Source organism: Pseudomonas brassicacearum (genome assembly GCF_009601685.2).
GTDB lineage: Bacteria > Pseudomonadota > Gammaproteobacteria > Pseudomonadales > Pseudomonadaceae > Aquipseudomonas > Aquipseudomonas kilonensis_B.
Genome location: NZ_CP045701.2, coordinates 861,130 through 874,243 on the forward strand (window position 1 = coordinate 861,130; position 13,114 = coordinate 874,243).

At 58.7% G+C, this 13,114-nt stretch carries 3 protein-coding genes, 2 tRNA genes and 2 rRNA genes; all 7 read left to right on the forward strand.

Going from position 1 to position 13,114, the window contains the following annotated elements:
• Nucleotides 1-51: 51 nt before the first annotated feature.
• The 7 genes from GFU70_RS03700 (at nucleotide 52) to recD (ending at nucleotide 13,044) form a co-directional block, all read left to right on the forward strand.
• A tRNA-Ile gene (locus tag GFU70_RS03700) sits at nucleotides 52-128 on the forward strand.
• A 30-nt stretch (nucleotides 129-158) separates the two neighbouring features.
• Nucleotides 159-234 (forward strand) — tRNA-Ala (locus GFU70_RS03705).
• 245 nt (nucleotides 235-479) lie between these two features.
• A 23S ribosomal RNA gene (locus GFU70_RS03710) occupies nucleotides 480-3,371 on the forward strand.
• Nucleotides 3,372-3,540: 169 nt separating this feature from the next.
• A 5S ribosomal RNA gene (rrf, locus tag GFU70_RS03715) occupies nucleotides 3,541-3,656 on the forward strand.
• 156 nt (nucleotides 3,657-3,812) lie between these two features.
• Nucleotides 3,813-7,265 carry an exodeoxyribonuclease V subunit gamma gene (gene recC / locus GFU70_RS03720; RefSeq protein WP_058542092.1) on the forward strand — a complete coding sequence of 1,151 codons (3,453 nt, stop codon included), beginning with the start codon at nucleotides 3,813-3,815 and terminating at the stop codon, nucleotides 7,263-7,265.
• Nucleotides 7,262-10,951 (forward strand): exodeoxyribonuclease V subunit beta, encoded by a 3,690-nt coding sequence (gene recB / locus GFU70_RS03725; RefSeq protein ID WP_153387613.1) that lies wholly within the window; start codon nucleotides 7,262-7,264, stop codon nucleotides 10,949-10,951. Before recC ends, recB begins: the two co-directional genes overlap by 4 nt.
• Entirely contained in the window at nucleotides 10,948-13,044 is a 2,097-nt protein-coding gene (gene recD / locus GFU70_RS03730) for an exodeoxyribonuclease V subunit alpha (RefSeq protein ID WP_058542090.1), read from the forward strand. The genes recB and recD overlap by 4 nt, the downstream gene beginning before the upstream one ends.
• Nucleotides 13,045-13,114 lie beyond the last annotated feature (70 nt).

Sequence of the window (13,114 nt, forward strand, 5' to 3'; positions counted from 1 at the left end):
CACACGAATTGCTTGATTCATTGAAGAAGACGAAAGAAGCAGCCCGAAATTGGGTCTGTAGCTCAGTTGGTTAGAGCGCACCCCTGATAAGGGTGAGGTCGGCAGTTCGAATCTGCCCAGACCCACCAATTTTGTGTGGGAAACGCCTGTAGAAATACGGGGCCATAGCTCAGCTGGGAGAGCGCCTGCCTTGCACGCAGGAGGTCAGCGGTTCGATCCCGCTTGGCTCCACCACTACTGCTTCGATTGTATAAAGCTTAGAAATGAGCATTCCATCGGTTCGATGGTGAATGTTGATTTCTAGTCTTTGACTAGTTCGTTCTTTAAAAATTTGGGTATGTGATAGAAAGATAGACTGAACGTTACTTTCACTGGTAACGGATCAGGCTAAGGTAAAATTTGTGAGTTGCTCTTTGAGCAAGATCGAATTTTCGGCGAATGTCGTCTTCACAGTATAACCAGATTGCTTGGGGTTATATGGTCAAGTGAAGAAGCGCATACGGTGGATGCCTTGGCAGTCAGAGGCGATGAAAGACGTGGTAGCCTGCGAAAAGCTTCGGGGAGTCGGCAAACAGACTTTGATCCGGAGATGTCTGAATGGGGGAACCCAGCCATCATAAGATGGTTATCTTGTACTGAATACATAGGTGCAAGAGGCGAACCAGGGGAACTGAAACATCTAAGTACCCTGAGGAAAAGAAATCAACCGAGATTCCCTTAGTAGTGGCGAGCGAACGGGGACTAGCCCTTAAGCTTCTTTGATTTTAGCGGAACGCTCTGGAAAGTGCGGCCATAGTGGGTGATAGCCCTGTACGCGAAAGGATCTTAGAAGTGAAATCGAGTAGGACGGAGCACGAGAAACTTTGTCTGAATATGGGGGGACCATCCTCCAAGGCTAAATACTACTGACTGACCGATAGTGAACTAGTACCGTGAGGGAAAGGCGAAAAGAACCCCGGAGAGGGGAGTGAAATAGATCCTGAAACCGTATGCGTACAAGCAGTGGGAGCCCACTTTGTTGGGTGACTGCGTACCTTTTGTATAATGGGTCAGCGACTTATTTTCAGTGGCGAGCTTAACCGAATAGGGGAGGCGTAGCGAAAGCGAGTCTTAATAGGGCGTCTAGTCGCTGGGAATAGACCCGAAACCGGGCGATCTATCCATGGGCAGGTTGAAGGTTAGGTAACACTGACTGGAGGACCGAACCGACTACCGTTGAAAAGTTAGCGGATGACCTGTGGATCGGAGTGAAAGGCTAATCAAGCTCGGAGATAGCTGGTTCTCCTCGAAAGCTATTTAGGTAGCGCCTCATGTATCACTGTAGGGGGTAGAGCACTGTTTCGGCTAGGGGGTCATCCCGACTTACCAAACCGATGCAAACTCCGAATACCTACAAGTGCCGAGCATGGGAGACACACGGCGGGTGCTAACGTCCGTCGTGAAAAGGGAAACAACCCAGACCGTCAGCTAAGGTCCCAAAGTTATGGTTAAGTGGGAAACGATGTGGGAAGGCTTAGACAGCTAGGAGGTTGGCTTAGAAGCAGCCACCCTTTAAAGAAAGCGTAATAGCTCACTAGTCGAGTCGGCCTGCGCGGAAGATGTAACGGGGCTCAAACCATACACCGAAGCTACGGGTATCACGTAAGTGATGCGGTAGAGGAGCGTTCTGTAAGCCTGTGAAGGTGAGTTGAGAAGCTTGCTGGAGGTATCAGAAGTGCGAATGCTGACATGAGTAACGACAATGGGTGTGAAAAACACCCACGCCGAAAGACCAAGGTTTCCTGCGCAACGTTAATCGACGCAGGGTTAGTCGGTCCCTAAGGCGAGGCTGAAAAGCGTAGTCGATGGAAAACAGGTTAATATTCCTGTACTTCTGGTTATTGCGATGGAGGGACGGAGAAGGCTAGGCCAGCTTGGCGTTGGTTGTCCAAGTTTAAGGTGGTAGGCTGGAATCTTAGGTAAATCCGGGATTCTAAGGCCGAGAGCTGATGACGAGTTGCCCTTTGGGTGACGAAGTGGTTGATGCCATGCTTCCAAGAAAAGCTTCTAAGCTTCAGGTAACCAGGAACCGTACCCCAAACCGACACAGGTGGTTGGGTAGAGAATACCAAGGCGCTTGAGAGAACTCGGGTGAAGGAACTAGGCAAAATGGCACCGTAACTTCGGGAGAAGGTGCGCCGGTGAGGGTGAAGCACTTGCTGCGTAAGCCCACGCCGGTCGAAGATACCAGGCCGCTGCGACTGTTTATTAAAAACACAGCACTCTGCAAACACGAAAGTGGACGTATAGGGTGTGACGCCTGCCCGGTGCCGGAAGGTTAATTGATGGGGTTAGCTAACGCGAAGCTCTTGATCGAAGCCCCGGTAAACGGCGGCCGTAACTATAACGGTCCTAAGGTAGCGAAATTCCTTGTCGGGTAAGTTCCGACCTGCACGAATGGCGTAACGATGGCGGCGCTGTCTCCACCCGAGACTCAGTGAAATTGAAATCGCTGTGAAGATGCAGTGTATCCGCGGCTAGACGGAAAGACCCCGTGAACCTTTACTATAGCTTTGCACTGGACTTTGAATTTGCTTGTGTAGGATAGGTGGGAGGCTTTGAAGCGTGGACGCCAGTTCGCGTGGAGCCATCCTTGAAATACCACCCTGGCAACTTTGAGGTTCTAACTCAGGTCCGTTATCCGGATCGAGGACAGTGTATGGTGGGTAGTTTGACTGGGGCGGTCTCCTCCTAAAGAGTAACGGAGGAGTACGAAGGTGCGCTCAGACCGGTCGGAAATCGGTCGTAGAGTATAAAGGCAAAAGCGCGCTTGACTGCGAGACAGACACGTCGAGCAGGTACGAAAGTAGGTCTTAGTGATCCGGTGGTTCTGTATGGAAGGGCCATCGCTCAACGGATAAAAGGTACTCCGGGGATAACAGGCTGATACCGCCCAAGAGTTCATATCGACGGCGGTGTTTGGCACCTCGATGTCGGCTCATCACATCCTGGGGCTGAAGCCGGTCCCAAGGGTATGGCTGTTCGCCATTTAAAGTGGTACGCGAGCTGGGTTTAGAACGTCGTGAGACAGTTCGGTCCCTATCTGCCGTGGACGTTTGAGATTTGAGAGGGGCTGCTCCTAGTACGAGAGGACCGGAGTGGACGAACCTCTGGTGTTCCGGTTGTCACGCCAGTGGCATTGCCGGGTAGCTATGTTCGGAAAAGATAACCGCTGAAAGCATCTAAGCGGGAAACTTGCCTCAAGATGAGATCTCACTGGGACCTTGAGTCCCCTGAAGGGCCGTCGAAGACTACGACGTTGATAGGCAGGGTGTGTAAGCGCTGTGAGGCGTTGAGCTAACCTGTACTAATTGCCCGTGAGGCTTGACCATATAACACCCAAGCAATTTGTATGCTCCAAGCTGAAAAGCAAAGAGACCAGATTGCGGTGTGTGAAGACGAAACGAACCGAAAGTTCGAGAGACTCACCAGCAACACACAAACTATCGCATACCCATTCGCTGGCACGTGACCGCAAGGCACGCACCGGCTACCGAATTTCTTGACGACCATAGAGCATTGGAACCACCTGATCCCATCCCGAACTCAGCAGTGAAACGATGCATCGCCGATGGTAGTGTGGGGTTTCCCCATGTGAGAGTAGGTCATCGTCAAGATTAAATTCCGAAACCCCTATCTGCTGACGCAGGTAGGGGTTTTGTTTTGCCTGCAAGAAAGTTCTTACGGCAAGCGCGGACAGCTCCCGGCTGTCACAACCCCCCGACAGTGCTAAGGTTCTGCCCCTAGCTTTTGCATTTTCAAGGATGCCTTTCATGCCGGACGCAACGTCCCTTAGCCCAGCGTTCATGGTGGTTCACGGAAATCGCCTTGATGAGTTGCGCAGCCTGGTAATCAGCCTGATGCGGCGCTATCCGCTGGCCCCCCTTGAAAATGAAATCGCCCTGGTACAGAGCAACGGCATTGCCCAATGGCTCAAGCTTGCACTGGCTGAAGACCCGGAAGATGACGATTCCGGCGGCTGCGGTATTGCGGCCGCCATTGATGTGCAGCTGCCGGGCAGTTTCATGTGGCAGCTTTATCGAACAGTCCTGGGACGCGACGAAATTCCGGCCAAGTCCCTGCTGGATAAGGCTCCGCTAACCTGGCGCCTGATGCGCCTGCTGCCGCAGTTGATCGAGCAGCCTCATTTCGAACCTTTGCGACGATTCCTTACCCACGACACCGACTTGCGCAAGCGCTATCAACTGTCCGAGCGCCTTGCCGATCTATTCGACCAGTACCAGGTCTACCGGGCCGACTGGCTCGAGGATTGGGCTGAAGGTCGACACCAGACCAGAAATGTCCGAGGCGAAATCAAGCCGCTCGCGCCGGCAAATTGCTGGCAAGCGGAACTGTGGCGAGCCTTGCTGCTGGATGTGGGGGAGCAAGGCATGGCGCAAAGCCGTGCCGGCGTTCATCAGCGCTACATCGAACGTATCAACAGCCTGCAAGTCGCTCCGAAAGGCCTGCCCGCACGGGTCATCGTGTTTGGTATTTCTTCGTTGCCTGCCCAGGTCCTGGAGGCGCTCGCCGGCCTTTCCCGGTTCAGCCAGGTTTTGCTCTGCGTGCATAACCCGTGTCGCCATCATTGGGCGGACATCGTCGCCGACAAGGACTTGTTGCGTCACCAATACAAGCGCCAGGCACGCAAGGCGGGCATGCCCGTCGTCCTCGATCCGCAGACCCTGCATCAACATGCCCATCCGTTATTGGCCGCCTGGGGCAAGCAAGGGCGCGACTATATCAACCTGCTCGACAGCTACGATGACCCCAACAGTTATCGCTCGGTATTTCGCGACGGGCGAATCGACCTGTTCACTGATGGAACCCCGACGACTCTTCTCAGCCAGTTGCAGGATGACATCCTGGAGCTGCGCCCCCTGAATGAAACCCGGGAACACTGGCCTGTCGTCGATACGGCGCGAGACGGCTCGATTCGTTTTCATGTGGCCCATGGCGCCCAGCGTGAAGTCGAAATTCTTCACGACCAATTGCTGGCCCACTTCAGTGCGGACCCGACCCTGCGCCCACGGGATATCATCGTCATGGTCCCGGACATCGACAGCTATGCACCGCACATTCGCGCGGTGTTCGGCCAGCTCGACAGGAGCGATCCTCGTTTCATTCCCTTCACGCTGACCGACCAGGGCCAGCGTGGACGTGACCCGTTGCTGATCGCCGTCGAGCATTTGCTCAAGCTGCCGGATAGTCGTTTCCCGGTCAGCGAAATCCTCGATCTGCTGGATGTCCCGGCGTTGCGCGAACGGTTTGGTATCGATGAAGCCGACCTGCCGACACTGCACCGCTGGATCGAAGGGGCAGGCATTCGCTGGGGGATGAGCGCCGAACACCGTGCCGGTTTGGGCCTGCCTGCCGAGCTTGAGCAGAACAGCTGGCATTTTGGCTTGCGTCGCATGTTGCTGGGGTATGCCGTCGGCAGTTCGAACGCTTATGAGGGCATTGAACCCTATGACGAGATCGGGGGCCTGGATGCGGCGTTGATCGGTCCCCTGGTTGCTTTGCTGGATGCCCTGGAGGTTGCCCATCAGGAACTCACCCGGCCGGCATCGCCGCAGCAATGGGGTTCACGGCTGCAAGACCTGATGCAGTTGTTTTTCCTGGCAAGCAACGAGCATGACGACTATTTGCTGGCCCAACTCGAAGACCTGCGGGAAACCTGGCTGGAAACCTGTGAGTCGGTGGGGCTGCACGATGAATTGCCGCTGACGGTGGTGCGCGAGGCGTGGTTGGCCGGACTGGATCAGGGGCGACTGTCCCAGCGTTTCCTGGCCGGCGCGGTCAACTTCTGTACCTTGATGCCGATGCGCGCGATCCCCTTCAAGCTGGTGTGCCTGCTGGGGATGAATGACGGTGATTACCCGCGAGCCCAGCCGCCTTTGGACTTCGACCTGATGGGCGGTGATTATCGCCCGGGCGACCGTTCCCGGCGTGAGGACGACCGTTACCTGCTGTTGGAAGCGCTGCTTTCTGCCCGGGAAAAGCTGTACATCAGTTGGGTGGGACGCAGCATTCGCGACAACAGCGAGCGCCCGGCATCGGTGTTGATCGGCCAACTGCGCGATCATCTCGCCAGTGGCTGGCGGTTGGCAGATGACAGCAAGCCTCTTCTCGAGGCTCTGACCCAGGAGCATCCGTTGCAACCGTTCAGCGCACGTTATTTCCATCAAGGTGACGAGCTGTTCAGTTACGCCAGCGAATGGCGGATGCTCCATGACGCTTGCGATCAAATCGATAAAAACCAGGTACTGGAACCCTACGTTCAGGAAGAGCCTTTGGGCCTCGGGCAGTTGCAGGACTTCCTGCGCAATCCTGTCCGCCATTTCTTCAGCCAGCGGTTGAAAGTGTTCTTCGAGGCCATCGAAGCGCCTTTGGCCGATGACGAACCTTTCGTGCTTGATGCGCTGCAACGCTACAGCCTGAGTGACAGCCTGCTCGAGGCCGCCTTGGTACGCCTGGACCAGCCGGACCTTGCCCTCACCGCTCACGCCAAAAGACTGCAGAACAGTGGCCTGTTACCCATGGCCGGTTTCGGTGAATGCATGCAGCGCGAATTGATCGAACCCTTGCCGGATCTGCTCCAGCGTTACCAACAGCTTCTGGCGTTATGGCCGACACCGTCGCTCAGCGCTGTGCCCGTCAGCCTGCAATTGCAGGGAGTGAATGTCGAAGGGTGGCTCAGTGGTTTGCACCAGCGTTCCGACGGTGCGGTCCTCGCTATCACGGCCATACCCAACAGCATTGGCTCCACCAAGACCCGTAAGTGGCATCGCCTGATACGGCCTTGGGTCAACCATCTCGTGGCCTGTGCTAATGGCTTGTCGTTGACGACGGCGCTGGTGGCCAGTGATGACAGCTTGCTCCTGGCCCCTTTTGAAGAGCCTGTCGCACAAAGGCTGTTGGCCGACATGCTGCTGGCCTGGCAGGCCGGTATGCGCCAACCGCTACCGATCGCGGTGAAGACGGCTTTCGCCTGGCTCGGTCAGAGTGATCCGGTCAAGGCCGAAGCGGCGGCTCGCAAAGCTTATGAAGGCGATGGGCAGACGTTTGAAGGCGAAAGGCGGGAAAGTCCGGCCTTGGCTCGACAGTTTCCTGATTTCGACGCATTGATGGCTGACGAAACATTCCCCGACTGGTGCGATGCGCTTTACCGACCATTGCTCCAAGCCCCATGGCGTTCATTGGTCGGCGAGGAGACCCGCTCATGAGTCGGCAGACACCATTGGCCCTGGCCTTCCCATTACGGGGCAGCCAACTGATCGAGGCGAGTGCCGGTACCGGCAAAACCTTCACCATTTCGGCGTTTTACCTGCGCCTGGTGCTGGGGCACGGCGGTTCGGCGTCCGGTTTTGGCCGCGAGTTGCTTCCACCGCAAATCCTGGTAGTGACCTTCACGGACGCTGCCACCAAAGAGCTGCGTGAACGGATTCGCACCCGTCTGGCCGAAGCGGCGCGTTTCTTCCGTGACGAAATTCCCGCCCCGGATTCGCTGATCGCTGCGTTGCGCGATGAGTTCAACGCTGACCAATGGCCTGGCTGCGCGAACCGGCTGGACATCGCCGCGCAGTGGATGGACGAAGCGGCCGTCTCGACCATCCACAGTTGGTGCCAGCGCATGTTGCGTGAGCATGCCTTCGACAGCGGTAGCCTGTTCACCCAGACCCTGGAAACCGACCACAGCGAATTGCTGGGCGAGGTACTGCGCGATTATTGGCGGTTGTTCTGCTATTCGATGCAAGGTGAGGCGCTGAACTGGGTGCGTACCCATTGGGGAGGGCCGGCAGCGCTGTTGCCGCGGGTGCGAGGTTTGTTTGCCAGCGAGCGTGGCGACGGTGACGGGCTTGAGCCTGCCGAACTCATCGCCGCGGCCCTGCAAGAGCGCAGCGCCGCCTTGCTCGATCTTAAGGCGCCGTGGCGGCAATGGGCGGTGGAACTGCTGGAGATCTGCCAGCAAGGCGTTGCCAGCAAGTCTGTCGACGGGCGCAAGATGCAGGCGCGTTACTTCGAACCGTGGTTTCAGAAAATCACTGCCTGGGTCGATGACGAAAGCCTTGAGCTGTTGGACATCGGCACCGGGTTCACGCGGCTGACGCCCGAGGGCATGGCCGAAGCCTGGAAAGGTGAAGTGCCCGACCATCCCGGGCTGGAAGCCATGGCCGGTCTCAAGGCCAGCCTGGATGCCTTGCCCACCCCAGATGCCGCGGTGTTGCAGCATGCCGCGCAATGGGTCGGGGCGCGCTTCGAGGCAGAGAAACGTCGCCGCGCCGAGATGGGCTTCGACGACATGCTGCTGCGCCTTGATGCGGCCCTGCAGGCCGACGGGGGCGAGCGTCTGGCGAGCCTGATCCGCGAACAGTTTCCGGTGGCGCTGATCGATGAGTTCCAAGACACCGACCCGGTTCAATACCGGATCTTCGAAAGCATCTACCGCATCGAAGACAATGATCCTGAGACCGGGCTTTTCCTGATCGGCGACCCGAAGCAGGCGATCTACGCTTTTCGCGGTGCCGACATCTACACCTACCTGCGTGCTCGCGAAGCCACTGCTGGCAGGTTGCACACGCTGGGCACGAACTTCCGTTCCAGCCATGCCATGGTGGGCGCGGTCAATCAGGTTTTCCAGAATGCCGAGTCCCGCCCGAAGGGGCGTGGGGCCTTTCTGTTCCGTGAGCCTTCGGGCGAGAACCCGGTGCCGTTCCTGGCCGTTGAGTCCCAGGGGCGCAAGGAGTCCTTGCAGGTTGCTGGGCAGGCGGTCGCGGCGCTGAACATCTGGCACCTGTCGTCGGACCAACCGCTTTCCGGTGCGGTGTATCGACAATCGATGGCGGCCGCCTGCGCCAGTGAGATCACGGCGTTGCTCAACGGCGGCCAGTCGGGACGCGACGGCTTCACGGTCGATGGCGGAACGTTGCGCGGGTTGCGCCCGGCGGATATCGCCATCTTGGTGCGCGACGGTAAAGAAGCGCAGGCGGTGCGAGACGCGTTGTCCGCGCGGGGCGTGCGCAGCGTCTATCTCTCCGACAAGGATTCGGTCTTTGCGTCGCAGGAAGCGCGGGATTTGCTGATCTGGCTCCGGGCCTGTGCCGAGCCGGATGCCGAGCGACCGCTACGGGCAGCCCTGGCCAGCATCACGTTGAACCTGTCGCTGACGGAACTGGAGCGTCTCAATCAGGATGAGCTGGCCTGGGAGGCCCGGGTCATGCAGTTCCGTGGTTATCGTACGGTCTGGCGCAGCCAGGGCGTGCTGCCGATGTTGCGGCGCCTGCTGCATGATTTCGAACTGCCCCAGGCCCTGATGGCGCGCAGCGATGGCGAGCGGGTGCTGACCAACTTGTTGCACCTTTGCGAATTGTTGCAGCAGGCCGCCGGTGAGCTGGATGGCGAACAAGCCTTGATCCGGCATTTGTCCGAGCACCTGGCCTTGTCCGGGCAAGCGGGAGAAGAGCAGATCCTGCGCCTGGAAAGCGATGAGCAACTGGTCAAGGTGGTCACGATCCACAAGTCCAAGGGGCTGGAATATCCGTTGGTCTTTTTGCCCTTCATCTGTTCGACGAAACCGGTGGACGGCAGTCGATTGCCGTTGCACTACCACGATGAGGCCGGCAAGGCGCAGATCAGCCTCAAGCCCACTGCCGAATTGATCGCCAAGGCCGATGACGAGCGCCTGGCCGAGGACCTACGGCTTCTCTACGTGGCACTGACCCGTGCACAACATGCCTGCTGGCTAGGTGTCGCGGATCTCAAGCGGGGCAGCAACAACCGCTCGATCCTCCATGTGTCCGCGCTGGGGTATCTATTGGGCGGTGGTGCACCGTTGGCCGAGTCGGTGGAACTGGGGCGTTGGTTGCAAGACCTGCAGCAAGACAGTGACGCAGTGAGCTGCCAGCCAATGCCCGAAGCCACCGACGAGCACTACCGGCCCCCGCGCAACGAAGCCGTGTTGCTTGAACCCTTGGTGCCCCTGCGAAAAGCCAGCGAGAACTGGTGGATCGCGTCCTACAGTGCCTTGCGCATCAGCGAAAACCTGAGCGAAGGCAGCGATACCGCGCCAGAGAGTCCGCAGGCCCAGAAACTGTTCGACGATGAGCGACTGGACCCGGACGCTCCCAGGGAGACCCTCGCTGTCGGTGGCGACATCCACCGCTTTCCCCGTGGCCCCAACCCCGGCACTTTTCTGCATGGCCTGCTGGAGTGGGCCGCAGGGGAGGGCTTTTCATCTGCGCCAGCGGATATCGAGGATGCCATTGCCCGACGCTGCAATCGCCGAGGTTGGAAAGGCTGGATCAGCACACTGAGCGATTGGCTGCAGCACCTGATCAAGATGCCCATGCACGTCGGCAATGACCAGGCGCCAGTGGTGCTCGAACAACTGACCCGGTTCCAGGTGGAGATGGAGTTCTGGTTCGCCAGCCACAAGGTCGATGTGCAAAAGCTTGACCAACTGGTCTGCCAGTTCACCCATGGCGGTGTCGCTCGCGTCGCGGCGGAACCGGTGCAGCTGAACGGCATGTTCAAGGGTTTCATCGATTTCACGTTCGAGCACGACGGTCGGTACTACGTGGCCGATTACAAATCCAACTGGCTGGGTGTCGATGACATGGCCTACACCGTACCGGCCATGGAACAGTCGATCCTGGACCACCGCTACGACCTGCAATACGTGCTGTACCTGTTGGCCCTGCATCGCCAGCTCAAGGCACGACTCCCCGATTACGACTACGACCGGCATGTCGGCGGTGCGCTGTACCTGTTCCTTCGCGGAACCCGCTCAGCCAGTCAGGGCGTGTATTTCACCAAGCCGCCACGGGCATTGATCGAACAACTGGATCGCCTGTTCCAGGGGGCGCCCGAACCCAAGGCTGAGCCGGCATGGGTTCAGGGAGAATTGCTATGAGTCGTTCCTTTGCCGACCTGCTGCCCAAATCGTCCGACGACGAAAGCCTGGTTGACCTGGCGCCCTTGAGCCGTGCGCAGGACCTGCTGTTGTTACTGACGCGCTGGGTCGAGCGCGGCTGGTTGCGCGCCCTGGACAAGGCATTCGTGGCGTTCCTCCATGAGCTGGCACCTGACGATGATCCTTTGGTCCTGCTCGCCGCTGCGCTGACCAGCCATCAACTGGGTCACGGGCATGTTTGCCTGGATGTGTTCGAGACGCTCAAGGAACCGGATTTTGCGCTGTCGCTGCCTCCCGAGGGTGACCTGCAGACTGGCGTGATGCTGTTGCCGTCGCAAATATTGGCGACACTGGACGGAGTCCATTGGTGCAAGGCCCTGGCGTCCAGTCGTCTGGTGGCCCTGGCCGTGGATGGGAGCGAAGAGGCGCAGCAACGTCCGATGGTGCTGTCTGGCAAGCGTCTTTATCTGCGCCGCTACTGGGGTTATGAACGGCGGATCGATGAGGCGTTGCGCCAACGGCTTATCGAGCATGAAGCGGCGCCCGGCGACTTGCGCGAGCGTTTGGACGGGCTGTTCGGGCCGGCCAATGCCAGCGGCCCGATCGATTGGCAGAAACTGGCCTGCGCGCTGGCGACTCGAGGGGCCTTCAGCATCGTGACCGGCGGCCCGGGCACAGGCAAGACCACCACCGTCGTGCGCCTGCTGGCCCTGCTCCAGGCACCGGCCGTCGAGGCCGGGAAGCCACTGCGGATTCGCCTGGCCGCGCCCACTGGCAAGGCGGCGGCGCGCCTGACCGAGTCCATCAGTCAGCAGGTCCGGACCCTGGATGTGGACGACGCGGTGCGCGAACGGATTCCCTGCGACGTCACGACAGTCCATCGTTTGTTGGGCAGCCGCCCCGGCACCCGGCATTTTCGCCACCATGCAGGCAATCGCTTGCCACTGGATGTGCTGGTGGTCGATGAAGCGTCGATGATCGACCTGGAGATGATGGCCAATCTGCTGGATGCACTACCGACCCATGCACGGTTGGTGTTGCTGGGGGACAAGGACCAATTGGCCTCTGTAGAAGCCGGTGCGGTGCTGGGGGATTTGTGTCGAGACGCCGAGGAGGGCTGGTACAGCCCCCGGACCCGAGCCTGGCTTGAGTCGGTCAGTGGTGAAAACCTGGCGGCCAGTGACCTGCAACAGGACCTCGACGGCACTCATCCCCTGGCACAGCAAGTGGTCATGCTCCGGCATTCCCGGCGTTTCGGCGAAGGCAGCGGGATCGGTCAACTGGCGCGCTGGGTCAACCAGCAGCAGCCTGAAAAAGCCCGTCAGTTGCTGGAGCAAGGGCAGTATGCCGATCTGTCTTCCTTGAAATTAACGAGTGAGCACGATACGCAGCTGGAAAAACTGTTGCTCGACGGCAAGCCCGAAGGGCCCCAGGGTTATCGGCATTACCTGAGCTTGCTACGGCAGCGACGCCCGGCCATTTCTCGTCCGCTGGAGGACCTTTGCTGGGCTGATTGGGCTCGGGAAGTCCTGGCGGCCTTTGACGAATTCCAATTGCTCTGCGCGGTGCGCAAAGGTCCATGGGGTGTCGAAGGGCTGAACCTGCGAGTCACCACCGCATTGCTCAAGGCCCGCCTCATCGATAGCGATCACCAGTGGTACGAAGGGCGTCCGGTGCTGATGACCCGTAACGACTATGGGCTGGGGCTGATGAACGGCGATATCGGAATTGCCCTCAAGTTGCCCGAGCGAGACGGGCCCGATGCCGGCAAACAGGTCCTGCGGGTCGCTTTCCCGCGCAACGATGGCCAGGGCGGTGTGCGTTTCGTCCTGCCCAGCCGCCTGAATGATGTGGAAACCGTGTATGCCATGACGGTGCACAAATCCCAGGGCTCGGAATTCACCCATACCGCGTTGATCCTCCCGGATGCGCTGAACCCGGTATTGACCAAGGAGTTGGTATACACCGCCATTACCCGGGGCAAGCAATGGTTCAGCCTGATAGAGCCGCGAGCGGGGGTGTTCGAGGAAGCGGTGCGGCGCAAGGTCAAGCGCTTGAGCGGGCTGATGCTGGAGTTGGAGCGTGATGACTGAGTGATCAGCTTTCGTGATTCAATGCCTGGGTCACGATTCTGACTGTTTTCTGTCAGATATGTCCGTAGGA

Excerpts from the sequence above, each read along its gene's own strand:
- recC (WP_058542092.1), top strand. The coding sequence starts at position 3,813 with ATGCCGGACGCAACGTCCCTTAGCCCAGCGTTCATGGTGGTTCACGGA.
- recB (WP_153387613.1), top strand. The coding sequence starts at position 7,262 with ATGAGTCGGCAGACACCATTGGCCCTGGCCTTCCCATTACGGGGCAGC.
- recD (WP_058542090.1), top strand. The coding sequence starts at position 10,948 with ATGAGTCGTTCCTTTGCCGACCTGCTGCCCAAATCGTCCGACGACGAA.